Source organism: Synechocystis sp. PCC 7509, assembly GCF_000332075.2.
Lineage (GTDB): Bacteria > Cyanobacteriota > Cyanobacteriia > Cyanobacteriales > Chroococcidiopsidaceae > Aliterella.
This window is the reverse complement of the sequence record NZ_ALVU02000001.1, coordinates 3,548,864-3,573,639: the sequence shown is the minus strand read 5'-3', so window position 1 is coordinate 3,573,639 and position 24,776 is coordinate 3,548,864. Positions and strand designations below refer to the sequence as shown.

The window sequence follows — 24,776 nt, the reverse complement described above, 5'->3', positions numbered from 1 at the left end:
CTAGATTGAAGCACTATGGCTCCTCAAGTCATTACCCCAGTTTTAATGATTGAACCCTCATCATGGTTGCGTTCTGGCATCACCGTTGCTAAGGTTGATAACATCGATCTTGTTAAGTTCACGGATGAGTTACACGATCGCGCTGAAGAATTGTTAGAGCAACGAAAAGCTGGGTTGCTGACGATGGAAGAAGAAGCGGAATATGCTGGAATTGCAGAACTAGAGCGTATTTTAACTTTTATCAATGCGAAATTGATTGCTAGCCGTGTCAGTTAGCGATCGCACTCGGCAATTTGTCCGCCAAAGAGCCAAATATTTATGCGAATATTGTCACTCTCCAGAACGTTCTAGTTCAAGTCGCTTTACCCTTGACCATCTTATTCCACAATCTCTAGGAGGGTCAGACGAGCTTGATAACTTAGCTCTTGCTTGCCGTCGCTGCAACGAACGTCGTTACAATTCTTGTACGAGTATCGATCCCAAAACCAAGCAAGAGATCCTTCTATTCAATCCCCGCAAACAACAGTGGAGAGAACATTTTACTTGGACAGCCGATGAATTAAAAATTATTTCTACAACGGCTACAGGTCGAGCAACCTGCTATCGGCTCGATTTGAATGATGATTTTCACAACCAAAAGTTTATTCAAGAATCTAGACAGTTGTGGACACAAGGAGGCTGGCATCCACCTTCAGAAGATCCCCGTTTGCCAAACTAAAAATAGATGTCAACAAATATTGTTATTATGCAAAATAAATTGCAGTAGAAGATAAATACATGGCAGATAATGTTGAACAAACTGCCCTCAATAGTTCCTTAGAGCGTTATATAGGTAATACAATCCGGCAATTGCGACAAAAACACAGGTTAACGATCGCCGAAGTGTGCGATCGCGCCAATATTTCGCGCGGTATGCTATCAAAAATAGAAAATGCTCAAACTGCAACCAGTTTAGAAACCTTGGCAAAACTTGCTAGTGCTTTAGGCGTATCGCTTTCAACATTATTTCGCAACTACAATATGCCCGAAGGCGACGCGCAACTGGTTAAAAGTGGCGAAGGAATGGAAGTAGTACGCAGAGGGACTAAACGCGGTCATACTTACCATCTTTTAGCCTACGATCGCGGATCTACTAAATTATTTGAACCATTTTTGATTGCAATGGACGATGCTTCGGAGGCTTTCCCAACTTTTGAGCATCCAGGAGTAGAGTTTATTTATATGCTGCAAGGCAAAATTGAATATCGTCACGGACAATCTACCTATCTATTAGAACCTGGCGATTCGCTAACATTTCGGGGAGATATCCCGCACGGGCCAGAAAAGTTGATTGAATTACCGATAGTTTTTCTAGCGATTATTTATTATTCTACGCCCCCTGTTGAAAGCTAGTATTTAGCAATCAAAAGTGCCGAGGTAGCCAACTTCAACTCAATATTTGCTAATCTTAACTTATATATATGTGATTTTTTCACAAATTAGGCGGCTAAAATGGAGCAAAACCTATGCTTATCGAGTTTAGTATTGGTAATTACAGGTCTTTTAAAGATACAGTTACTTTCAGCATGGTAGCAGCAGACATCACAGCAAAAGATAAAAAGCTTGATGAGAATAACGTTTTTGCTGTAGATAACAAACTGAAGTTACTCAAAAGCGCCGCAATATATGGCGCGAATGCTAGTGGTAAAAGCAACCTCGTCAAAGCATTAGGTTTTATGAGATGGTTTATGGTTAATTCATCTAAAGAAACTCAAAGTACAGATGAAATAGATGCAGAACCTTTTAAACTGAGTACCGAAACTAAAGAAAAGCCATCTTTTTTTGAGTTAGTATTTTTGATGGATGGGCGAAAATATAGATATGGGTTTGAAGTAGATAAGAAAAAAGTTGTTTCAGAGTGGCTGTTTTATGTTCCAAAACAGAGAGAAACCAAATTATTTGAACGCCAACTTAATAATATTGAGGTAACCAAAACTTATAAAGCTGATGGCATTCAACAAAGAACGAGGGCAAATGCACTTTTTTTATCTGTATCTGCTCAGTTTAATGTAGAAATTGCTGAGAAAATTCTCACTTGGACAACGGAAAATTTAAACATAAAATTCGGTCTTAATAATATTCAAAGTCTGCAATATACGGTCGATTGCATCATCAAAGATGAAAACAAAAATGAGATTATTCAATTAATTAGAGATTTAGACTTAGGAATCGATGATATAAAGGTAGATCAGGAAGATTTGCTAGTTAATCTTAGAAATAATCTACAAGATGAACACAAGGAAATCATTGCTGGTATTGAAGGGAGACAAGCTGCTTCAATTACTACATCCCACAAGATTTTTGATGAGAATAATAAATACAAATCTTTTGAAAACTTTGATTTAAAAAAACATGAATCTGAAGGCACGCAGAAACTTTTTGCTTTAGCTGGATTAATATTCAAAATTCTTAAAAAAGGCAAAATTATTTTAATTGATGAGTTCGATTCAAGTCTACACCCATTAATCACTAAGGCAATTATCGATTTGTTTAACTCAAAAGAAACTAATCCTAATAATGCTCAATTAGTATTTATGACTCATGATACTAATTTACTCAGTAATAAACTATTTCGTAGAGATCAAATATGGTTTATGGAAAAAGATAGATATGGTGCAACAGATTTATATTCATTAGCAGAGTACAAAGTCCGTAATGATGCTTCCTTCGAGAGTGACTATATCAAAGGCAGATATGGTGCAATTCCGTATATTGGCAAGTTAAGTTACTTAGCTGATTCTCATGTCTAAAAATTCTCAAGGCTATTCAGCGAGAAAAGTCAATACTAGAGAAATTAAGCAAAGGTTCTTGATTGTGTGCGAAGGTGCAAAAACTGAACCTAATTATTTTAAAAGCTTTCGCGTACCTAAAGTTGTAATAGAAATTCAAGGTTTAGGTGAGAATCCCAGTAAGTTAGTTCAAAGTGCTAACGAGCTAAAAAGCCAGGATGAATACGATCAAGTCTGGTGTGTATTCGATCGGGATGATTGGACTAAAGAAGATTTTAATAATGCTATTTCTAGTGCTAAAAAGTATGGGTTTAAAGTTGCATATTCTAATGAAGCTTTTGAATTATGGTATGTATTGCACTTTGAGTTTCTTAATACTGGCATTCCTAGGAATGATTATATTAAAAAACTGACATCCTTATTGGGTAAAAAATATCAGAAAAATAGTACAACTATCTATGATGATTTGCTAGACAAACAAGATATTGCTATCAAGCGTGCTAAAAAACTCTTGGAAGAATACGAGCCTTCAAAGCCAGAACAAGACAATCCATCAACTACAGTACATTTACTGGTTGAACAGCTAAAGAGATTTGTGCGATAAAAATAAAAGTGCGAAGTCTCCAGGAGTATTTTGAGGCGGCTAGTAAGTGCGATCGCACAAATCAGATTACAACAATTATTCCTTAACAACTCCCTTACAAAACCAAAGCTATAATTACTCCTATGCCCGTTGAAGTTCTTAATAACTTACTTATGAGCCAACACCTAACTCTAGAACTTAGCGATGAAGTGTATGCAGACTTACAGCAAAAAGCGAATGCTATGGGACTGCCAATCACAGAATGGATGGTTGCGGTATTAAGCAAACAGAGTAGTGTTGTCAATAAAATTTCCGCTTCAGAGGAGCAACAGGAGAAAGCTCGGCAGAGGTTTAGAAACAATGCTGGGGCGATTAGTCTTGGCTACGCGACAGGAATAGACGGTGATGCATCAAATTAATGTGGGATAGGTAGCAATATCATGCCAACTCCACGCTCTCGTTGCTAATCCGGCTCGTTGTGCAGCAGTTGTTTTGAATCGGCTATGCTGCCAAATCCAGTTGAAGTAACTCACCACTAATCGAGTTGTCACTTTTGTCTGTTCCCACACCTTACCAAACTTGTTCTGTCGTCGATGCCATCTTCCGGTTTGTTGTCGCACAGTACCATTAGTACGTTCTAATCGCTGCGTTTTGTCTTTGCCAATGTAGTGGTGAATTTCAGGAGGTAGAACTCGCTCATACCCGCCCCAAGCATCACTGTTAAATTGCTTGCAATTTGTTTTTCCCTCGGTGTTGAGGACTAACTGACCAATCAGTTCATCAGTGTGTTTGCCAACTCGCGCCGCCAGAATTAAGCCACTTGAATCGGCAAGACTCAGACCGATCCAACAATCCCCGACTTCTAGTTCTTGAGCGCAACACTGTTTCTGTTTTTTGAGACAAATGACCACATCTCATCGGCACTTACCTCCTCTGTTTGTACAGCTTGGACTTCGGCATTGTGAACCAATTGGGCTTTTTGACTGGCAGCGCGAACAATACTCACAACTGTGTTGTAGGCAAGCCCAGTTGTTCTACTAATCCCTCGTAAACTACTGCCCTCACTATGTGCTTGCAACACTTGGCGAATTTGTTCAGGACTAATATGTCGACGATAGTACAAACTGTCGAAGGATTCCGAGAACGTTTGATGGCAAGCGGGACACAGGTAACGTTGATGTCCGTTCGGCATCTTGCCATGTTTATGGGCTTTAATGTGACCACACAGAGGACAATCCATAGAGATGCTTCGAGTTTAAAACCACCCTGTCACTATATCATCCCACATTGAATTGACGCACTACCGAATAGACAATACAAGTATTGATGATGACCTGGCAAGAGCCTATGCAAACGATTATTAAGATTGATACTCCTCGACCTGAAGGTACGAGGATTCTTTAAGAGTCGTCTCTTAAAAGGAACAATCAAAAGTCCCCCTAGACACTTTCAACCAACTACCAGTACGACAGGTATTGCAATTGTGCTTACTTTTTAATTATTTCCGCTTTCCGAGTTCATCACTAATGCCAAAATGGTATACTCCCCAACCCGTCTTTGTTTGCCCTTTAACTGTTCCAGATCAAGCTGGATATGTCCGTTGCCGGAGTCTCACCGCACTAGGATGGTTCAACGTATAGATGTTTATTCCTACTTGCTGTTTTAATTATACCAGACTTTGGAGGGCTAAATATAATATAAAGCCGTCCTTGTAGGACGGGGCTTTAGACCCATTTTTCCGGTAAAATTACTTCGTGCTTTTAGATACGTCCGGCTTACTCTGCTATCTGCATCAAGATGAACCACAACATCAGGAAGTTGTGCAGCTACTCAATGGTGCAAGCAATAATCTACTGACTCATAGCTATGTTCTAGCTGAGTTAATTGTTCTAGCGTTAGTACGTCGTTTTCCTCGTCCTGCTGTATTGATCTTTGTAACAAACTTGCTGGATAGTCCAGATATCGAAACAGTTTGGGTAGATGAGCAACTTCATCGACAAGCAATGCAGCTTTTAGTGGATCGTCAAGACAAGACTTATTCGTTGTGTGATGCGGTTAGTTTTGTTTTAATGCGCCAGCGCGGTATTGATGAGGCATTGACAACCGATCGCCACTTTGAGCAAGATTTGTACGATTGTTGCTACCTACTAACTAACAATTTGTTACATCGGAATTGGGAGAAAACTTGAAAGCTTATCTATTATCTATTGAGGTTTAAAATCCAGGTAGCATTTTGAGGCGGCTCGTAAGTGCGATCGCATTTCTCACAATAGCAATTAATTAAAAAGCGATCGCACTTATTTAATACAATGCGATCGCCCAATAATTATTTCAGCCCTAATCTAGTTAAATGCGTCTTTGATATTTTCAACCGTGCGTTCTACAGCATTCATTGACTTGTCTACAGCTTTTTCCGTCCGAGCCGCATCTTCATCTGCTCTTTTGTAAATTGTGTCTCTGTCGCTCTTGGCTTTGCCCTCAACGGGACTATTGGTATCGGTAGAATTTTCAACTTTTCTGGCATTGCTACTAGCAGCATCTTTTACTTTATCTTTTGTATCGCGGATAAAGTTCTTGGAGCTTTTAGCAACATCCTCAGCTTTGTCTTTAACTTTATCGCCTGCATCCCTAGAAGCAATGGAAATAGGAGCAGCCATTGCTGAATTGTTGGCAAAAAATGTCCCTTGCCATACAAAGGTAATCGCGCTCAGGCAAAATAGAGTTGTAGCTACCCAGCGTCCTAGGTTCTTAAAATGATTTAGCTTCATAAAAATGCGATCGCAATTATAGATTTAGTGATCTATTTTTACTTCATTAAGCTCATCAACCAAAACGTTCCCTAGATAGAGGTTTGATTTTAATAACTTCCTGGGCAAGTTAACTATTTGGATAGATTGAATACAGCAACTTTATGTGTAGCGTGTTGTACTTACAAAAAATTAATCCCTTAAGTCGATTGGTTTCTAGCGTTAGAGCAAGTAATATAGCCTCAGTATATTTAGCCTAAATAAAATGACAAACGCTCAAAATGTCTTGGGGGGAGAATTAGAAACTTGCTGCACTTCGCCCATGACCGGATATTATCGAGATGGAAAATGTAGTACAGGCGCGGGAGATTTTGGTGTACACGTTGTTTGTGCCAAAGTTACGGCCCAGTTTTTGGAATATACCAAGGCTCAAGGCAACGATTTGAGTACGCCTAGAGCTAACTTTCCGGGCTTAAAACCTGGCGATTGCTGGTGTTTGTGCGCTTCTCGTTGGCAAGAAGCAATAGACGCTGGTGTTGCTCCACCTGTAAATTTAGCTGCAACTCATGCCTCGGCTCTAGAACACGTTTCTTTAGATGACTTAAAACAAAATTCTATCTAAAAAAGTTACGCCTTTAGCCACTTATTAATCTTACTGACAACGGTATTTACTGATTGTTTTAACTGATTTTGCCCTGACCATCTTTGAAAAGCTCTTTCGTACTCCTCTCCATTGGAGTAGTAGGTATTCCAGCTATCAAGACCAACTTTTAAGCCCCAAATTAATAGAATATAAAGCGACCAAGAAAGATCGCCGGAGTTGAGCAAGTCGAGTAAAACTAAAAAAGAATTAGCGATCGCATAATTACCAAGTTTCTTTTTTAACTTGTTACGGCGGAATAAGTCAAAGGTTTGTTTTTGACGGACTATAGTGTTTTGCGATCGCCAGTCTATTTCTGATTGTTGCAAAGCTTCGGGGGTAATTTCTAATTCTTCAGCAATTTCTACAAGTTGCTGGTAAGAAAACTCCGTATCGTCTGATTGACGAGCGATCGCAATCGAGAGGATTTGTTGGATATCTTCTTGACTATAAGAGCGGACGATCTTAGTTTCATAACTTGTCATAATTGGTTATTTTTTCCTCTATAGCCATCCTATTTCTAGTATAGATTAGACCTCGATCGCGCATCTTTTTGTTGACTAGGAGCGACAAGAAAGATACCCACCTTACCTTGTCGCTCCATTAGTTAACTTTATACGCCTACAGGAGAAGATTGATAAGGGCTTGTGAGCTTATCTAATTGCTGAACTAAAAGACTGAGAAATAAACCAACATCTGTAACTACGCCCACCGATTCCACCGAACCGCGATCGCTTAATTTTGTCACTACCGCCGGATTAATATCTACACACACCATTTTTACCCCCGCCGCCGTCATATTGCCTACGCCAATCGAGTGCAGCATAGAAGACAACATCAACACCATATCTGCGCCTACTAAAAGCTTTGAGTAATCTTCTTGAGCCTTAATCAAATCCATCTGTGTATCTGGTAAAGGGCCATCGTCGCGGATAGAACCCGCCAAAGAAAACGGAATGTTGTGTTTCACGCATTCGTACATTACACCACCGGTCAAAGCGCCGCTTTCTACAGTTTTAGCAATACTGCCATAACGACGGACATTATTAATTACCTTCAAATGGTGGCGATGTCCGCCGCGCACGCTTACCCCGCGCTTCATATCCACACCCAAAGAAGTCCCCATCAGGTTTTGTTCCATGTCGTGAACGGCGATCGCATTTCCCCCTAGGAGCGCTTGCACATAGCCTTCACGCACCAATCTAGCCAGGTGTTCACCGCCGCCCGTATGAATTACCACAGGTCCCGCCGTCACCACTACTTTACCGCCTTGATCGCGGATTTGGCGCAATTCCCAAGCGACTTGTTCAACTACAAGTTCTACTCGGCGTTCGCTAGAAACTCCCGCCGACATGAAGCTAAATTCTTGAGTGTTGCGTTGTTCTCGCGCTTCTGGTTTGCGGATGGTGCGAATACCTAAGACATCGACTACTACTTGTTCGCCTACTTCCAAATCCCGCAACAGTTTACACCGAGCGATTATACCTTGGGGAGTACGAACTACGGAGATCGCGCCATCCATGCGTTGAGATTGAACTTTTATCCATTCGCCATCGATTCGTACTTCTGTAGGATAAATAGTTGTGACGTAAAATTCATCAGGAGATACCCCCGCTTGAACTACAGGTTCTAACTTTGCGTCGCGCTCGTCTTGGGGTAAATCTACCGCTCCTAAATCGATTAGTTGCGATAAAATCCCTTCCATTACTTCGTGAGAAGGCGCAGATACTTTGACTTCGGCGGCGGAGGTGCTTTGTCTTTGCTCTCCCAAGTTAAAATTGAGAACTTTAAAACTACCGCCACTTTCTACAACTAAATCTAAAGCTTGATTGATTAAGCCCGAATCGAGCAAATGACCTTCTAATCTAATTGTACGGCTTTCTACCGATACATTGGCGCTAACTTCTGCTCTTACAGGTTCTGTTACTCGCAGCGTTAAGCACTTCGCCGCACCTCCAGCCTTGAGAAATTCTGTTAAGGGAGTTTCTAATACTTGAAATCCTACCGCCGTTAGGCGCTCTTTTAAGGCAGCACTGGCTTTATTCATCACGACAATAGAATTAATATTGACCGAATTACAAGCAAAATTTACCGCGTCAGCTTCATCAATCGCTATCCGCTTTTCTTCGGGTACGCGCATCTCAATCACGCGGTTGGAATACGCATCAAAGGCGGCGGGATAATACAGTAAATAGCCGCCACTAAGGGGACAAAAACAAGTATCTAAGTGATAAAACCGCTCGTCCATTAAGCGCAGAGATAATACTTCAATATCTAGCCATTTTGCTAAATAAGGGTGGGAATCGAGTTCGGAGCGAAAGCCGTAACCCGCCCACAACCAGCGCCCTTCCCTGTCTAATAAAGCATCGCCAGCGCCTTCAAAAGGTAAGTCTTTGGGCAATTCGTAGACATTGTAGCCTTTTTCTTCAAACCACTGTTTAAAGTAAGGTTCTTCACCTTGGCGCTCTTTGTGAAAGAAACGGCTAAGAACTACGTTTTCTCCTAAAACCAGCCCCGCATTTGCTGTAAATACCATATCTGGTACGCCTTTTTGCGGTTTAACTAGGTCTACAATGGCATTTCCGGCGAGGACGTGGTGTAATTTTTGCCACTGTTCGACAGCGCGATCGCGCGATGATTTATGTATATTTCCTTCCATCCAGGGATTGATAACATAATCCACATCGTAATGATCGGGGGCGCACATGAGAAACTGAATTTCAGAAGTCATAAAAATAGTTGGTGGGACGAGCAATTCATCAATCTTTTATTGCATACAGATTGCTGTTGCAATTCTGCTAACTTAGCTACTAACAGCTTGGCAGAGTTTCAATGAACTTAGTAGCGATATCTATATTTTACGGGGCGTGGATTCAAACAACTTGATAAATAAAATTAAGACTTGCCCAATTATTAACATCTAAATTGTAAGTGTCTATATCGGGCTTATTTCCACCGGCGTTGTGCAAGTCTTGTAAAACAGCATTAGCAACTTCTACAGGGTTTGATAATGCCCCAATGTACTCTTTTGCGGCGGTGGGTGCTTGGATGCCATTTTGCAAAGCCGCTAACGTAGACGTAAAACTAGCTTTGCTAAAGATTAAATAAGTTTCTGTCACCGCCGCCGGAGTATGGGTTAACCATTGAAAATCAATGGAGTTAGACGGCACGGTTATAGTATCTCCAGGATTAATTACTATATTTTGCAGTAAGGGTTTTTCTAAGCTATGGGGTTCGCTGGTAGGTAAAATTGGATAAAGTGCGATCGCACTTTTATTACTATCCAAACCCATAAGTAACAAATAAACCGGGCGATCGCTCTTATTACTAACTCGATACTGAATCTGACTGCCAATTGCAATAGTTGGCAGTAATATAGAAGCATTGAGGGGCAAGTCTTTGAGCTTATTTTTAGCTAAAGGCGATCGCCCGGAATTTATTTGCATTAATACTTTCTTTTCGGGGTTAATCACTTCTAAAATTGCTTCCACTTCTAAAAGGGAAGATCCCGCATTACTGGTTAGTCGCCACAATTTCACGGCTAAAAGTGTCTTTAACTTTGCAAGAAGACGATTTACAGCTAATTTTGCCGCTTCTCCAGCTTCCCCAACACTGTTAGGAATCAATTCTTGTTTGGGGGAAAATAAACCGTAACGACTGGCGGGAGATTCGGGTACTCTTCCAAATAAATAATCTACAGGTAGCCCCGTAGTTGCAACTAAAGACACGCGGGGAATCGCTGCAAAAGCGCTAGTTGCATCAACCTTTTCAATCCGTTCTAAATTCGGATCTAAAGCAACATTTAGGCTGATATTGCGGGGTAAAACTCTAATTGCTTCTCGTACAAGTTGCCCAATTTGTAAGGAAGTATTGCCTATAACTTGGGCTTTAGCCATTAAACCATTACGCGATCGCACCATTACTGTCAAATCTTTCCCTAAAACCTGCAACTGAGAATTTTCTTTGTAATATTCCAAAACTGTAGGCGGTAATCCTCCTAGCCACAATTGAGCGGTTTTGCTATTGGCTTCTACCGCCGTAATTACCCCGTCGGCGCTTTCTACTTGCGTTTTAGAAATCGCTGCTACTTTACTAAAGCTAACTTGAACAATGTTTGTTGGTGTCGCTGCCCACAAATATTGAGTCAAAGCATAAGTAAATAATCCCGCACTAAAACCCGTCCATTGTCCCTCTACCGCCAACGCACCATTATCAACCGCACTGATAATAGTGGGTTGCTTGCGAACTAATTTTTGCTTGTCTTTAAGTTCTTGCTGAAAAGCTAATTCTGCTTTTGTCAATTGCCATTGTGCTAAAGCAGGTAGAGAACGAACCTTTAGGTAACTAGGCGCAACATTAGGAAACAGAAAACCTGTATCAAAAATGGTTGTGATGTAAGCAGTAGAAAGACTCTGCAATAATAGAGCGATCGCTTCCTCTGTCAAATCATTATCTATCCCATCATCGCTAGTCACCAAACTATTGATATTTGTCTCGTTGCTCCATTGCAAGCGACGACCGTAACCGCTAAAGTGAAATACAACAGTGTCTCCGCTTTGAGCTTGAGCCGTTAAATGGTTTAAAAAGGCGCTCTCAATCCCGGTTCTAGTAGCTTGCTTATTCGTCAAAATCAGAATATCGGATTCTACAAAACCAAAGCGGTGAATTAGTAATTCTTTTTGCAACTCAACATCGGTAAGACAACCCGAAAGCGGCGAATTACCTGGATATTGATTAATACCCACTAATAAAGCTAGTTTACGATTAAGTGGAGAAGCGATCGCATTTATTGTGCGATCGCCTAAGCTTATCCACTCTGCTTCACTTATCCCTAGCGTTGCTAGTATCCAGCCTGCTCTTTTAAAAAAATCCCGCCGTTTCATACCCTTCAGCCATCAGCCCGTAGCTATCAGCCTAACAGTAAGTTATGCTTCCATAGGCGACTTCATAGCACTAATTAATTCGGCGGCGACCTCTGGGCGAGAAAATTGAGGCGGTGGAAGTTCTCCCCGACGTAGCATTTCCCGTACTTTTGTCCCTGATAAATGAATTCGCTCCGAGGGAGTGCTAGGGCTAGTTTTTGTTGTCGCCATTGACTCAGTGCGAGTACAGTAAAAAGCGTGTTCAAACTTCATGGGGACAATGCCCAATTCTGCTGATTCAAACTCATCAAAAATGTATTGCGCGTCGTAAGTACCATAATAATCACCTACCCCTGCATGATCTCGCCCAACAATAAAGTGAGTGCAACCATAATTTTTCCTGACAATCGCATGAAAAATTGCTTCACGCGGGCCAGCGTAACGCATGGCGGCGGGATTAATCGCCAAAATTACCCGATCTTGGGGGTAATAGTTTTCTAAAATAATTTCATAGCAGCGCATCCTTACATCTGCGGGAATATCATCTTCTTTAGTTGCACCAACTAAAGGATGTAAAAATAAACCATCTACCGTTTCCATTGCACATTTTTGGATGTATTCATGAGCGCGGTGAATGGGGTTACGAGTTTGAAAACCAACAATTGTTTTCCAGCCTTTTTCCTTAAACATTCGCCGCGACTCAACTGGATCGATTTGGTAAGCGGGAAACTGGGGATGTCCTTCTCTTGCCAATAGCCAAATTGATCCGGCTAGATTTATCTCACCTTGGTTGTAAACTACTTGTACGCCAGGATGGTTAGCATCATCAGTTTTATAAACATTAATTGCTTCATTGGTTTTGTCATAGCGATACTTTTGGCTTAATTCCAAAACGCCGATAAATTTGCCTGTAGGATCGTCTAAACGAATTAAACTACCTTCTTTTAAGGGAGAAGCAACTTCTTCAGTTACAGACAAAGTAATCGGAATCGACCACAGCACGCCATTAGCGAGGCGCATTTCCATAACTACGCGATCGTAATCCTCTTGCTCCATAAATCCTGTTAATGGACTAAAAGCGCCAATAGCCAGCATGACTAAATCTGAAACTGCACGCTCATCAAGCTGCACTCGTGGCAAAAACTCAGCTTTTTCTAAAAATTCTTGCTTTTGCTCTGGTGTAGCAATGCGATTAATTAACTGCATTCCGTGAGGAGCAATACCGTCTCTATAACTCATGATATTTAGGTTTTGTCTACAAGCACCTATCGTACCAAGTTATCGCAGCATCATCGAGCCAAGGGATTTTTGTTTTGGATTGCTGAACTTATCGTTTGTTCAATTCTTTTTAACCTTGTTTCTGGGCGTTTAGCATTGTCAATCCAATAGAGTATATTTTTTTTTGCTGAATTACTTAATGCTTCAAAATATTTGTTGGCAGTTTCATTTGCTACTAAGACTTGCTTTAAATCTGCTGGAATTATTAACTGTTCTATTTCATCTAACTTAATCCACGAGCCATTTTGCTTTGCTACTGCAATTTTTTCAAAACCTGCCTCTGTCATCAAACCTTCGGCTATAAGTTCTTCAATATATTGCTTATTTAATCTTGACCAAACACTTTTTGGTTTTCGTGGTGTAAATACTTGCTGGTAACGTTCTTCGTCTAAAGAGTTCACTTTACTATCTATCCAACCAAAACATAAAGCTTCTTTTACGGCTTCGCTATATCGAATGCTAGGCTTACCACTTTTTACTTTGTAATAAATAAGCCATACACAAACAGATGTACTGTGATTTTTCTCTAACCATTCTCGCCATTGGTTGCGATCGCTTGCATAAACAGTTTTCATAAATCCAAATTTGTGAAATTTACCCTATAAAGTTACTACCGTTTTTCTGATCTTAAGCTGATTTTTGTAATAGATATATTTCAGTTTTAAAAATACTAAAATTAATTGCAGTCATTTAATTATATACAATAAATTCAAGCCAAAATTTTCATTTAAGTTTTAAATTGACAAATTTGTCAAGGGGGGAATAAGGGATAAATCAATACTTTGTGTTTGACATCTAATTTTTTCTAATTAGATAGCTTACATTTTAACATTTAGCCTATTAAGGCAACAAATCATACACACAAAAGCTTGTAATATTGCCATCTCTATAGCTTGCTTTAGCTTCGTTAATGGTGTTGCTGATTTAGCATCTTCACGGGCTTATGCTATTCTTGCTCAACCTGCTATATATGCCCAACAACAATATACAGAAGCAAATATTGGAGGTTTTTTCTCGTCAACTTATGGGCAACAAGACCTTAGTACGCAATGGTTAACAACTAGAGTTGGACCTAGCATTAACAAAGAAATGTGGGTATTTTTCAATGGCGCATCTGAGTGGATTGAAACAGGTGCTAAAAATGGTGCAGTAGGTGTAAGCCTTACCGATCAGATAAATCAAAAGCTTTGGGCCGGACACTTTTTGGGGTTTAAACTTAAAGACAGTTCTGGTGTAGCAAGATTTTATAATTTAGCTTATGGTTCTCCATACCCTACTGGTACTCATAATTACCAAAACAGCAAGATTAGTAGCACCAGTTGGGCTGTTTATCTTAATTCTGCGAGAGTATTAACTATTCCCAGAACGATTAATTACCCCTCTGCTGAAGGTGTGGTTGTGGGAATTGAATCTAAAGACACCACAAATAGTTTCAGAAGCGGTACATACATTTCAAATTGGCAATTTATCAATACCAGTGGTAACTAGAAAATGGTACAGTCTGCTATTAATAACGATAAGAATCGGACTTACGGTTTAGGATTTAAGTCAGTTTTCTCCTACGCTAACGCGAACAATAAAGTTACATTTACTCACCCATAGATACAGAATTTAATTTTAACGAGGAGATAGTTTAATGAAATCAGTAGCAAAGTTTTTAATTGTAGTTAGCTCTTGTGCAGTATTAACTGCTGCAACTAGCATCACCGTGGCAAAAGGAAATATATTTGGTAAACAAGCGATCGCTCAAACCCCAACAAATCATCTCTCACCACCAACAAATTCTCTAAATCTGAATGATTCCCAGTTGTTGTACAATGAAAATCCTGCCCCTACACTGGGTACAAACAGAGGACGGTCAATTAATCGTTTTATTACTAAAGATAAAGCAATTGGGGTAATTCCTAAAAAAGCTAAACTGATTTCGGCTAAATTAGCACCTTGGTCAAAGTATCAAACGGAAAATTTTAGTGGTGCGATATTACATGATGTATCAACCGAGAGAATGGTGTGGGTTGTAAAATTATTCTTTCCAGAGGGCATTGATACCGAAGGCGGTTTTTTTGGAGAAGCGACGCTAACTACTGCTTATGATGCTGAAACAGGAAACATCATATCTCAAGACGTAAGTTCACCTCCGGGTAAGGATATACCGAGGATATTAGAAGTAGTTAAATGAATAGCATGAATACTTCTTGTACCGAATTTCTAGTAGTTGAGACAATTCCTTAAGTTCACCTCTCAAAAACTTACTTAATAATTTTAAGTCTGCTTTTCAATAATCCCGCCACCTAACACAACATCGCCATCGTACCAAACTGCCGCTTGACCGGGAGTAATGCTAAATTGCGGCTCGTCAAATACTAACTTGACGCGCGAATTTTCTAAAGGAATAACCGTCACAGGTACAGCACTGGAACGATAACGTATCTGGACTTCGGCGCGAATTGGCGTTACTGGTTCGTCAATACTTACCCAGTTGACTCGGTTTGCGGTACATTCGTTTTTATCGGCGCTTGTGCGATCGCCTACTATAACTTTATTGCTCACTGCATCCAACCCCACCACGTACAAAGGCTCTGGGGCAGCAATTCCCAGCCCTTTACGCTGTCCAATTGTATAGTGATGTACGCCGTCGTGTTGACCTAATACTTTGCCTTCCTTGTCAACAATATCGCCTTTTTTGGGAGCAATATATTTATCCAAAAACGTTTGCATCGAGCCGTGACTTTCGACTAAGCACAAATCTTGACTTTCTGGCTTATCCGCCGTTTTTAGCCCGTAAGAAGCAGCAATAAGACGGGTTTCGCTTTTAACGTACTCTCCCAATGGAAACACGGAAGCGGCTAACATTTCTTGACTAAGATCGTATAGAAAGTAGGATTGATCTTTGTTGCGATCTACGGCTCTACGCAATTGATAACGCCTTGATGTCTGATCATAAGTTATTTGGGCATAGTGACCTGTGGCAATTTTGTCAATACCCAATTCTTCACGGGCATACTTTACCATGGGTCCAAACTTTACTGTTTTATTGCAAGCCGAGCAAGGCAAAGGGGTAATCCCTTCACCGTAACCAGCTACTAAGTAATCGATAATATTTGCTTCAAATACTTCCCGGCTATCAACTACATGATGGGGAATCCCTAATTGCTGGCAAAGTTCCGCCGCATCAACCATCCCCTCTGAGCAACATTGACCTTTGCCTTTCATTAACCACAGCGTCAAGCCCACAACTTCATAACCGCGACTTCGCAAAATAGCGGCGGCGGTGGAACTATCTACCCCACCAGATAAACCAACCACAACTTTGTCCATATTCGTCTACCCAAATGCCCGGATTATATTCTAAGTTAACACTTTACTTTGTGGAACAGGCGATTTCTAAGGTAAAACACCGCAGAATTACGGAGTTTTAGCGCTAATAATTATTCTTTGGCTAAATTTTTCCGAGAAATTGCGCTTGAATTTAATTTTCCCGCAACCTAATGTTACTGTAACCGTCTAATTATTTGCGCTTGTTTAGCGCGATCGCACCTTTTCACACTATTACTTCTTCAACCATGTTTCGGATAAATCAACGTTTTACCGCTTTTTTTGGCTGTCAATTTTTACTGGGTGTAGGTATAGCAACTTCAACAGTTATTCCCCTATTTTCAAGTCCCCTGGCGATCGCTCAAACTGTAGTTGACACTTTACCCGCACCGCAATTAAATAAGTCTAAGGACTCCCCAGGACTGGAAGAAGTATTTGTTCCCCGCGATCTTGATTTTCGCGCCCCAGAACCGTCTATTACCCAAAAAGCTGATAGTTACTTAGTTTATATTGACGATCCCACTCAACTAGAACAAATTAAACAAACTATTCCAACGGCTTTTAGGCGACAACTTCAAGGAAAAACTGTAATTCAAGCTGGAGTTTTTAGCAACCAATTAAATGCTATTAGCCTAGCTCAAAACTTGCAATCTTTTGGCATTACTTCCTACATATTTAATTTAACTACTGTCAAGGCAGTAGCTGTGACCACCGACAAGTCTAGGTTTTATTCTGTCGTAGTTCCCACCATTTAGACTTAAATCTACTAGATTCAACCCCTAAGCTGATTAGCTTCAATGCTTGTAGCCTGTAACCTCCATAGCAACGCTAGGTAGCGATGCCAGCCTAAATAATAAATGCACATTTATTATAAATTAGTTGTTACTTGCTATACGAAATACTATAAATAGGCACGAAACATTAAGAGATTAAATTAATCTTAATTAAGCTTTACGTTGAGATAACTTAGCTATAGAATTTTCTTAGTGTGGTTATTTATCGAAGTGTACGTAAATTGACAGACGGTTTAGCCGTCGGCAATCGATAATTTTTTAATTGAAGGTGTGAGGAATAAACAATGTCTAAAATATTTTGGCAAGCTTTACTGTTATACCCAGCAGTAATAGGCGCAATAGTAGCGATCGCACCCGTGGCAATGGCTACAGAAGAAATCAAAACAACTAAAGCGCAATTACCAGTTGTTGTAGCAGAAAAAGAGCTAAAGATCGCGCAAACAAGTGTAGAAGCTCAACCCCAAGAAGCGATCGCACCCGTTGATACACTAAGAGCGATCGATACTTACAGCAACGAAGGCAAAGGCAACAGCAATTCAATAGCGCAAGTAACTTCAGTATCGCAGTTGTCGGACGTACAGCCTACTGACTGGGCATTTCAGGCATTGCAATCGTTAGTAGAGCGTTATGGCTGTATAGCAGGTTATCCTGACGGCACGTACCGAGGAAATCGAGCGACCACAAGATATGAATTTGCAGCAGGCTTAAATGCTTGTTTAGACAGAGTTAATGAATTAATTGCCACCGCTACTGCCGACGCAGTAAGACGAGAAGACTTAGCAACTTTGCAAAGACTACAAGAAGAATTTGCCACAGAACTTGCGACCTTGCGCGGTAGAGTAGACAGCCTAGAAGTCGTCACCGCCGAACTAGAAGCAAATCAATTTTCAACTACGACTAAGCTACTTGGTGAAGTAGTTGCTGCCGTCTCCGATACTTTTGGCGATAATGTAGACGCTGAAAACAATACCGTCTTGCAAGCTCGCGCTCGCCTAGAATTTCAAAGTAGCTTTAACGGCACAGATATTTTACATACCCGCCTAGCTGCGGGGAACGCCCAAACCTTTAATACAGGGGGAACGTTTGAAGGACAGCAAACCTTTAATCTCGCACCATCAACAGACAATAGCGTTTTCCTTGACTGGGCAGCTTACGAATTTACAATATTTGAGAAAGCCCGCGTTTATCTCGCCGCCGTTGGGGGTATTTATACCGACTTTGTGCCGACATTGAATCCTTATTTTGAAAACTTTACCGGGGGTAATGGTGCGCTTTCAACCTTTGCCGAACGCAACCCAATCTACAACATTGGTGGTGGCGGCGGTGGCGGTATCAACATTCCTTTTGGTGAAAGAGGAGTGCTAGGTGCTACATCGATTAGTTTGGGTTATTTTGCAGACAATGCCAACAGCCCTGATGATAGTTTAGGCTTGATTGAAGGTGACTTTAGTGCCTTGGGACAAATTAACTTTAACTTAGGTGATCGCTTTGGGATTGCGGCAACCTACGTTAGAGGCTATCACAATGCTGGAGATGGAATTTTTGATCTTGGCAGTTCTGCCTCAAGAGCTATTGGTGCGCCTATAGAAGGTTCGGCTCAGGCAAACGATCCTAGTTCGTTGTTAAGCGGGGCAACAAGACTAAATACCGACTCCTATGGATTATCAGCAGCTTTGCGCTTAAGCGATCGCATTTCCATTAGCGGCTGGGTAACTAAAACCGATATTGAAATTGCTGATCTCGGAAGTGCGGATGTTTGGAGTTACGCTCTTGGTGTTGCCTTCCCAGATTTAGGCAAAGAAGGTAACGTACTCGGAATTATTGCTGGCGTAGAACCAACATTAAGAAGCTTGGATACTCCCGGCGTAGCACGTCGCAGCTTCGATCCTAACTATGGTTATCACATCGAAGGCTTTTACAAGTATCAGTTAACCGATAACATCTCCCTCACTCCTGGTGTAATCTGGTTAACAGCTCCAGGTCAAAGTGCTAATAGAGAAGACATCGTAATTGGCACTTTAAGAACAACATTCACTTTCTAAACTTGGTAATATCTACTTGAATGCTCAAAACCCCGCAACTAGGCGGGGTTTTTCTTTGCTATTTTTAACTAAACTAGCAAACCCCAGTGGAGAACCGTAGTATAATGAACCTAAAGCCGATAACAATTTTAATTATCTTTCGCGCTCATTTTTGCCTGTGGACATCTCTTGTAAATCTGAATATGCTTTGCTTGCCTTACTAGAACTAGCAAGTCATTATGCTGGCGGCGAACCTCTGCAAATTCGGCAAATTGCAGCAGAACAACATATCCCCGATCGCTACTTGGAACAGCTATTAGCAACCTTGAGGCGTGGCGGAATAGTCAAAAGCCAACGCGGGGCAAAAGGTGGTTACATTCTCGCAAGAGAACCTTGGAAAATTACTTTATTGGAGGTGATGGGATGCTTGGAGGGGTTAAACTCTAATTCATCGGAAGAAGAAGCTAATCCCAAAACATTAGAAAGTGCGGTAATTCAAGAAATCTGGCAGGAAGCACGGCAAGCGGCGGACTTAGTTTTGCACAATTACACGCTTCAGGATCTTTGCGATCAACGCTCTGCTAGAAAGCAATTGAATTTAATGTATTACATCTAAGTAGATGAGAATTTCCCTGAGTTTTTTGTTTGCTGTTAGACCCATCGATTACACAACTAACTAAGACTATGCGTATTGCTCACGATATTACAGAATTAGTCGGTCGCACTCCTTTAGTGCAGTTGAACCACATTCCCCAAGCGGAGGGATGTGTAGCGCAAATTGTGGTAAAGCTTGAAAGCATGAATCCCTCCGCCTCGGTTAAAGATCGCATTGGCGTGAGTATGATTAATGCCGCCGAACAGGAAAAACTAATTACTCCTGGCAAAACAATATTAGTAGAACCAACTTCAGGAAATACCGGAATTGCTCTAGCAATGACCGCCGCCGCTAGAGGGTATCGCTTAATTTTGACCATGCCCGATACCATGAGCAGCGAACGCCGGGCGATGTTACGGGCTTATGGGGCGCAATTAGAACTAACTCCCGGTATTGAAGGTATGAGTGGGGCAATTCGGCGGGCGCAAGTGATCGCGGATACAACCCCCAATGCTTATATGTTGCAGCAGTTCCGCAACCCCGCAAATGTCCAAATTCACCGCGAAACCACGGCTCTAGAAATTTGGGAAGATACCGACGGACAAGTAGATATGATTGTCGCCGGAGTCGGCACTGGGGGGACACTGACGGGGGTAGCGGAAGTGATTAAGGCGCTAAAACCTAGTTTTCAAGCGATCGCCGTTGAACCCGTCAATAGCCCAGTTTTATCGGGAGGCAACCCCGGAGCGCACAAAATTCAAGGCATTGGGGCGGGTTTTATTCCCCAAGTTTTGAATGTAAATATGATTGATGAAGTAGTTAAAGTTAGCGATGATGAAGCGATTGCTTACGGGCGGCGTTTGGCGCGCGAAGAAGGGCTGCTTTCGGGCATTTCCTCTGGTGCGGCATTAAAAGCGGCGATCGTTGTTGCCCAGCGCCCAGAAAACGCCGGAAAACTGATCGTGATGATTCAGCCAAGTTTTGGCGAACGCTACTTAAGTACGCCATTATTCCAAGATTTGGAGCCGCGAATGCCAGCAATTGCAGGGATTAGAGAATAGAAACCAAGAGGGCAATATATTATACTTTTGCCCTCTGCTTTCTTGCGCTAAAGTGGTTAAATGGCAGATTTTAACAACCACTACAACACCCTACAGGTGCTTCCTGATGCCACAAGTGGGGAGATTAAACAGGCTTACCGCCGCTTAGTCAAGCAATTTCATCCCGATCGCAATCGGGCTGATGGCGACAGCGAACAGATTATTCGGATTAATGCAGCTTACGAAATCTTGAAAGATACGGCTAATCGGCGCTCCTACGATCGCCAATTGAATGCTAGTAAAGTTCAAACTAAGCCTACAAGTTCGGTAAAGAGCAATAGCATTCCTCGCAAACGAGGTAGGGCGGCAGATGAACAAGTACAAAAATGGCTACAACAAGTTTATCAACCAGTCAATGGGCTTTTAGATAACATTCTTAATTCTCTAGACGAACAAATCGACGAACTAGCGGCAGATCCTTTTGATGATGAGTTATTAGAAGGATTCCAAGATTATCTAAAAAACTGCCGCGATTTTCTTAAAGAAGCTCAAAGTATTTTTCGTTCTATGCCCAATCCGCCGATTGTAGCTAGTGCGGCGGCTCATCTTTACTATTGCCTGAATCATTTAGCCGACGGACTGGACGAGTTAAACTATTTTCCCCTCAACTACGACGATCGCTATCTTCATGTTGGTCAAGAATTGTTCCGCATTGCGGCGGGTTTACATGACGATGTACAAAGTGCTTTAGCTGACTTTGCCTAAAATCACCGTTTTGAGCCAGGGAGTTAAATAAAACTTGCTTTATCCTGTAAGAAGGTAGGTTAAGATTTTTTACAAACTGCGTCTAAATACTCATGCAATGTATTGTCAATCGCCGCGCTCAATTTTCTGCCAGTCATCGCTATTGGTTGCCAGAACTTAGCGAAGCTGAAAATAATCAACTTTTTGGTTTATGTACCCGCAATCCTGGACATGGACATAATTATGTATTGTATGTGGCGATCGCCGGAGAATTAGACCGCTATGGCATGGTAATGAATTTGTCGGAAGTCAAGCAGGTAATTAAACGCGAAATTACAAGTCAGTTAGACTATTCCTACCTTAATGATGCTTGGTCAGAATTTCAACAAACTTTGCCTACTACCGAAAATATTGCCCGGATTATCTGGCAAAAGCTAGAATCTCATTTACCTCTAGTCAATATTCAACTATTTGAACACCCTCAACTTTGGGCAGATTATCAAGGAAACGGTATGGAAGCTTATTTATCTATCAGCACTCACTTTAGCGCCGCTCATCGTCTGGCGCATCCCGATCTTAGTTATGAGGAAAATGTCGAAATTTACGGTAAATGCGCTCGTCCCAACGGTCACGGGCATAATTATCATTTGGAAGTGACTGTAAAAGGGGAAATAGATCCTAGGACAGGTATGTTAGTTGACTTAGGCGCTTTGCAAACCGTTATTGACGAGCAAGTAATTGAATCATTCGATCACACCTTTTTAAATAAAGATATTGCTTATTTTGCCCAAATTGTCCCAACGGCGGAAAATATTGCCGTCCGTATTCAGGACTTATTGCGACTTCCTATTGAGCAATTGGGCGCAACTTTACATAAAATTAAGCTAATTGAAAGCCCCAATAATTCTTGTGAAGTCTATTGCCCTCAAATTGCCGCAACAAGTACCACTAGCAATGCAGTTTTGACCTCGGTATAGTCAAAAATACTAATGACAATTTAATTACACAATTCTACTTATGCCATTAAAATAGTTACGGTAGTTGCAATAATGTAACTCTATAGGCTACTGCACTTAAATGATGCTGGAGGCGCGAGTAATGGTAGAAACTTTGAGCTTTTCTAAAAAAGACATTGCCGTCATGTCTGCGGAAGAAGTGGAAGACTTAGCAATACGTCTTGAGCAAGACAATTACACAAATGCTTTTGACGGATTGAACGACTGGCATTTGCTCCGCGCGATCGCCTTTCAGCGTCCAGAGTTGGTAGAGGCTTTCGTTTATCTATTAGATTTAGATCCTTGCGACGAGTTATAAATGCTCGGCAGAAAAGTTTTAGTTGGCGTAGGCGGCGGTATTGCCGCTTACAAAGTTTGCGAACTTGTATCAACACTATTCAAAGCTGGGGCGGAAGTACGAGTAATTCTCACGGACTCCGCCCAAGAGTTTATTACACCTTTAACTTTAGCTACTCTGGCTCGTCACCAAGCTTACACCGATAAAGATTTCTGGCAACCCTACAATCGCCCTCTACATATAGATTTGGGCGAATGGGCAGAAGTTTTAGTTATTGCGCCTTTAACAGCCAATACTCTTGCTAAACTAGCTCATGGGATGGCGGATAATCTGCTAACTAATACTGTTTTAGCTTCTAATTGTCCGATTTTACTCGCTCCTGCCATGAATACAGAAATGTGGCAGCAATTATCAGTACAACGCAATTGGCAGCAGTTATTGACAGATAAGCGATATTATGGTATGCAAACAGGTTATGGGTTATTGGCTTGCGATCGCGTAGGTGCGGGGCGTATGGCAGAACCAAAGGAAATTTTTACTAATTTGCGATCGCTTTTGTATGCAAAATGGCAGCAAGACTTAGTCGGAAAGCAAGTATTGATTAGCGCCGGAGGAACGCGAGAATATTTAGATCCGGTGCGGTTTATCGGCAATCCCTCTACAGGCAAAATGGGTTTAGCTTTAGCGCAAGCGGCAATAAATAGAGGCGCAATAGTCACCCTCGTTCACGCACCAGTTAGCGGCGATATACCTGTAGGAGTACAAGCAATTGGGGTTGTAAGCGCTGACGAAATGCGTCAAGCAATGTTAAATAACTTTGCTGATGCGGATATTACAATCATGGCGGCGGCGGTAGCGGATGTAAAACCAGCAACTTACAGCAGCGAAAAGTTACCAAAAAAGTCCCTCCCTCAAAGCTTACCTTTAGCACCAGTTGGGGATATTGTGGCAGAATTGGGACAATTAAAACAGCCGCATCAACGTTTGATTGGTTTTGCTGCACAGACTGGAGATATTGTCAAGCCAGCGTTGGCGAAATTGCAGTCAAAGGCGTTAGATGCGATCGCAGCTAACCCCGTTGATTTACCTAATAGTGGTTTTGGGAGCGATTCAAACTCGGCAGTTTTTATAGACGCTAATCGTCAAGTAGAAATCCCTGCTTGTAGCAAACTCCAACTAGCCCATCATTTATACGATTTTATCCAAATGTTATTTTAGATTCATTCCAGTTGATAGAGCATTTTTGTAGGGTAAATTGTTAAGATTTAAAGAGTTTCAACAAGATTAGTTAATGAAAACTGCTTTAATTACTGGAGCTTCGGCGGGAATTGGGGAGACATTCGCCCAAGAACTAGCACAAAAGCAAATGAATTTAGTTTTGGTAGCAAGATCCGAGGAAAAGCTGGAATCATTAGCGCAACTGTTGCGATCGCAGTTCAAAATTGAAGTAGATATTATTGTTCAAGATTTGACAGCACCAAACGCTGCAAAAGATGTATTTGACAAGGTAAATCAAAAAGGTATAACTATTGATTTGTTGGTCAACAATGCGGGTTTTGGTGACTACGGAGATTTTGCCGAGCGAGACGGTGAAAAGCAAGTAAAGATAGTTCAAGTGAATATATTGGCTTTAGTAGACTTAACTCATCAATTTTTGCCAGGAATGCGCGATCGCCGCTTGGGAGGCATAATTAATATGGCATCAAGCGCCGCCTTTCAACCGATGCCATACTTTAGTGTTTACGCAGCTAGTAAAGCCTTTGTATTGAGTTTTAGCGAAGCTTTGTGGGCAGAAAATCGCCGTTACAATGTTGATATTCTTGCGGTTTGTCCGGGCCCATCACCTACAAGCTTTTTTGCAGATGCAGAATTTCCCAGCTTTTTAGCCAAAGCGTCGGAACTTAATTCTACGCCCCCCGAAGTAATAGTAAAAGAAGCCTTAGAAGCACTAAAAAACAAGCATTCTAGTATTGTACCGGGAGATATTAGAAATCAAGTGTTGGTAAATATACCGCGATTTTTACCTAGAGAAGCTTTAGTAAATTTGTGGAAAACTATTTTAGGTACAGGTGTAGATAAAAATTAGTGGAGACGTT

General features: G+C 41.3%; 28 protein-coding genes. 19 read left to right on the top strand and 9 right to left on the bottom strand.

Annotated elements, in window-relative coordinates; translation table 11 throughout:
• The first annotated feature begins 15 nt into the window (after positions 1 to 15).
• From SYN7509_RS0217890 to SYN7509_RS0217865, 6 genes are all read left to right on the top strand, one after another.
• Positions 16 to 276, top strand: a complete 261-nt coding sequence (locus SYN7509_RS0217890) for a hypothetical protein (protein ID WP_009630762.1) — start codon at positions 16 to 18, stop codon at positions 274 to 276.
• A complete protein-coding gene (locus SYN7509_RS0217885) occupies positions 266 to 718 on the top strand; it encodes an HNH endonuclease (RefSeq protein ID WP_009630761.1) in 453 nt (150 codons plus the stop codon). The genes SYN7509_RS0217890 and SYN7509_RS0217885 overlap by 11 nt, the downstream gene beginning before the upstream one ends.
• A 59-nt stretch (positions 719 to 777) precedes the next feature.
• A complete protein-coding gene (locus SYN7509_RS0217880) occupies positions 778 to 1,392 on the top strand; it encodes a helix-turn-helix domain-containing protein (protein WP_009630760.1) in 615 nt (204 codons plus the stop codon).
• Between the two features lie 113 nt (positions 1,393 to 1,505).
• The gene (locus tag SYN7509_RS0217875; RefSeq protein WP_009630759.1) at positions 1,506 to 2,789 is read left to right on the top strand and encodes an AAA family ATPase; all 1,284 of its coding nucleotides are present in this window, start codon (positions 1,506 to 1,508) and stop codon (positions 2,787 to 2,789) included.
• A complete protein-coding gene (locus SYN7509_RS0217870) occupies positions 2,782 to 3,372 on the top strand; it encodes an RloB family protein (protein WP_009630758.1) in 591 nt (196 codons plus the stop codon). The genes SYN7509_RS0217875 and SYN7509_RS0217870 overlap by 8 nt, the downstream gene beginning before the upstream one ends.
• Positions 3,373 to 3,494: 122 nt before the next feature.
• Entirely contained in the window at positions 3,495 to 3,770 is a 276-nt protein-coding gene (locus SYN7509_RS0217865) for a hypothetical protein (RefSeq protein ID WP_009630757.1), read from the top strand.
• On the opposite strand, the gene SYN7509_RS29290 is transcribed toward SYN7509_RS0217865, so the two are convergent.
• Positions 3,762 to 4,591, bottom strand: a protein-coding gene (locus SYN7509_RS29290) for an IS1 family transposase (RefSeq protein ID WP_148297933.1) whose coding sequence is annotated in 2 segments (ribosomal slippage) — positions 3,762 to 4,247 and positions 4,250 to 4,591 — 828 coding nt in all. Because the reading frame shifts where the segments join, the coding sequence is not laid out codon by codon here. The two genes, SYN7509_RS0217865 and SYN7509_RS29290, sit on opposite strands and share 9 nt — an antisense overlap.
• 514 nt (positions 4,592 to 5,105) lie before the next feature.
• Between SYN7509_RS29290 and SYN7509_RS0217855 the strand changes: the two genes are divergently transcribed.
• A complete protein-coding gene (locus tag SYN7509_RS0217855) occupies positions 5,106 to 5,540 on the top strand; it encodes a type II toxin-antitoxin system VapC family toxin (protein WP_009633493.1) in 435 nt (144 codons plus the stop codon).
• Positions 5,541 to 5,551: 11 nt separating this feature from the next.
• On the opposite strand, the gene SYN7509_RS31395 is transcribed toward SYN7509_RS0217855, so the two are convergent.
• Together SYN7509_RS31395 and SYN7509_RS0217850 are read right to left on the bottom strand one after the other, a co-directional pair.
• Entirely contained in the window at positions 5,552 to 5,674 is a 123-nt protein-coding gene (locus SYN7509_RS31395; RefSeq protein WP_255327315.1) for a hypothetical protein, read from the bottom strand.
• Positions 5,675 to 5,693: 19 nt separating this feature from the next.
• Positions 5,694 to 6,119 (bottom strand): hypothetical protein, encoded by a 426-nt coding sequence (locus tag SYN7509_RS0217850; RefSeq protein WP_009633492.1) that lies wholly within the window; start codon positions 6,117 to 6,119, stop codon positions 5,694 to 5,696.
• A 244-nt stretch (positions 6,120 to 6,363) separates the two neighbouring features.
• On the opposite strand from SYN7509_RS0217850, the gene SYN7509_RS0217845 reads away from it, so the two are divergent.
• Positions 6,364 to 6,720 (top strand): DUF2237 family protein, encoded by a 357-nt coding sequence (locus SYN7509_RS0217845; protein ID WP_009633491.1) that lies wholly within the window; start codon positions 6,364 to 6,366, stop codon positions 6,718 to 6,720.
• A 5-nt stretch (positions 6,721 to 6,725) separates the two neighbouring features.
• Here SYN7509_RS0217845 and SYN7509_RS0217840 read toward each other — a convergent pair whose 3' ends face one another.
• The 5 genes from SYN7509_RS0217840 to SYN7509_RS0217820 form a co-directional block, all read right to left on the bottom strand.
• Entirely contained in the window at positions 6,726 to 7,223 is a 498-nt protein-coding gene (locus SYN7509_RS0217840) for a 2TM domain-containing protein (RefSeq protein WP_009633490.1), read from the bottom strand.
• A 128-nt stretch (positions 7,224 to 7,351) separates the two neighbouring features.
• Positions 7,352 to 9,469, bottom strand: a complete 2,118-nt coding sequence (locus SYN7509_RS0217835) for a bifunctional arginine dihydrolase/ornithine cyclodeaminase (RefSeq protein WP_009633489.1) — start codon at positions 9,467 to 9,469, stop codon at positions 7,352 to 7,354.
• Between the two features lie 142 nt (positions 9,470 to 9,611).
• Positions 9,612 to 11,621 (bottom strand): caspase family protein, encoded by a 2,010-nt coding sequence (locus tag SYN7509_RS0217830; protein WP_009633488.1) that lies wholly within the window; start codon positions 11,619 to 11,621, stop codon positions 9,612 to 9,614.
• Positions 11,622 to 11,663: 42 nt separating this feature from the next.
• Positions 11,664 to 12,839: a sulfate adenylyltransferase gene (sat, locus tag SYN7509_RS0217825; RefSeq protein ID WP_009633487.1), complete on the bottom strand. Its 1,176-nt coding sequence runs from the start codon at positions 12,837 to 12,839 to the stop codon at positions 11,664 to 11,666.
• Between the two features lie 50 nt (positions 12,840 to 12,889).
• A complete protein-coding gene (locus SYN7509_RS0217820) occupies positions 12,890 to 13,453 on the bottom strand; it encodes a YdeI/OmpD-associated family protein (protein WP_009633486.1) in 564 nt (187 codons plus the stop codon).
• A 514-nt stretch (positions 13,454 to 13,967) separates the two neighbouring features.
• Here SYN7509_RS0217820 and SYN7509_RS0217815 point away from each other — a divergent pair.
• Positions 13,968 to 14,366 carry a hypothetical protein gene (locus tag SYN7509_RS0217815; protein WP_009633485.1) on the top strand — a complete coding sequence of 133 codons (399 nt, stop codon included), beginning with the start codon at positions 13,968 to 13,970 and terminating at the stop codon, positions 14,364 to 14,366.
• 148 nt (positions 14,367 to 14,514) lie between these two features.
• Positions 14,515 to 15,057, top strand: coding sequence for a hypothetical protein (locus SYN7509_RS0217810; protein ID WP_009633484.1), 543 nt, complete (start codon positions 14,515 to 14,517; stop codon positions 15,055 to 15,057).
• An 83-nt stretch (positions 15,058 to 15,140) separates the two neighbouring features.
• Here the strand turns inward: SYN7509_RS0217810 and mnmA are convergent, their stop codons facing one another.
• Positions 15,141 to 16,196: a tRNA 2-thiouridine(34) synthase MnmA gene (mnmA, locus tag SYN7509_RS0217805; protein ID WP_009633483.1), complete on the bottom strand. Its 1,056-nt coding sequence runs from the start codon at positions 16,194 to 16,196 to the stop codon at positions 15,141 to 15,143.
• Between the two features lie 194 nt (positions 16,197 to 16,390).
• On the opposite strand from mnmA, the gene SYN7509_RS0217800 reads away from it, so the two are divergent.
• The 9 genes from SYN7509_RS0217800 (at position 16,391) to SYN7509_RS0217755 (ending at position 24,766) form a co-directional block, all read left to right on the top strand.
• Entirely contained in the window at positions 16,391 to 16,948 is a 558-nt protein-coding gene (locus SYN7509_RS0217800; protein ID WP_028954411.1) for an SPOR domain-containing protein, read from the top strand.
• Positions 16,949 to 17,271: 323 nt separating this feature from the next.
• Positions 17,272 to 19,029 (top strand): iron uptake porin, encoded by a 1,758-nt coding sequence (locus SYN7509_RS0217795; protein WP_009633481.1) that lies wholly within the window; start codon positions 17,272 to 17,274, stop codon positions 19,027 to 19,029.
• A gap of 157 nt (positions 19,030 to 19,186) precedes the next feature.
• A complete protein-coding gene (locus tag SYN7509_RS0217785) occupies positions 19,187 to 19,624 on the top strand; it encodes an RrF2 family transcriptional regulator (protein ID WP_009633480.1) in 438 nt (145 codons plus the stop codon).
• A gap of 68 nt (positions 19,625 to 19,692) precedes the next feature.
• Entirely contained in the window at positions 19,693 to 20,664 is a 972-nt protein-coding gene (gene cysK, locus SYN7509_RS0217780; RefSeq protein ID WP_028954410.1) for a cysteine synthase A, read from the top strand.
• Between the two features lie 60 nt (positions 20,665 to 20,724).
• Positions 20,725 to 21,408: a J domain-containing protein gene (locus SYN7509_RS0217775; protein ID WP_009633478.1), complete on the top strand. Its 684-nt coding sequence runs from the start codon at positions 20,725 to 20,727 to the stop codon at positions 21,406 to 21,408.
• A gap of 92 nt (positions 21,409 to 21,500) precedes the next feature.
• The gene (locus SYN7509_RS0217770) at positions 21,501 to 22,364 is read left to right on the top strand and encodes a 6-carboxytetrahydropterin synthase (RefSeq protein ID WP_009633477.1); all 864 of its coding nucleotides are present in this window, start codon (positions 21,501 to 21,503) and stop codon (positions 22,362 to 22,364) included.
• A 121-nt stretch (positions 22,365 to 22,485) separates the two neighbouring features.
• Complete coding sequence (gene isiD / locus SYN7509_RS0217765) at positions 22,486 to 22,701, top strand: protein IsiD (protein WP_009633476.1); 216 nt, start codon at positions 22,486 to 22,488, stop codon at positions 22,699 to 22,701.
• The gene (coaBC, locus tag SYN7509_RS0217760; RefSeq protein WP_009633475.1) at positions 22,702 to 23,898 is read left to right on the top strand and encodes a bifunctional phosphopantothenoylcysteine decarboxylase/phosphopantothenate--cysteine ligase CoaBC; all 1,197 of its coding nucleotides are present in this window, start codon (positions 22,702 to 22,704) and stop codon (positions 23,896 to 23,898) included.
• 73 nt (positions 23,899 to 23,971) lie between these two features.
• Complete coding sequence (locus SYN7509_RS0217755; protein WP_009633474.1) at positions 23,972 to 24,766, top strand: SDR family NAD(P)-dependent oxidoreductase; 795 nt, start codon at positions 23,972 to 23,974, stop codon at positions 24,764 to 24,766.
• Positions 24,767 to 24,776: the final 10 nt, after the last annotated feature.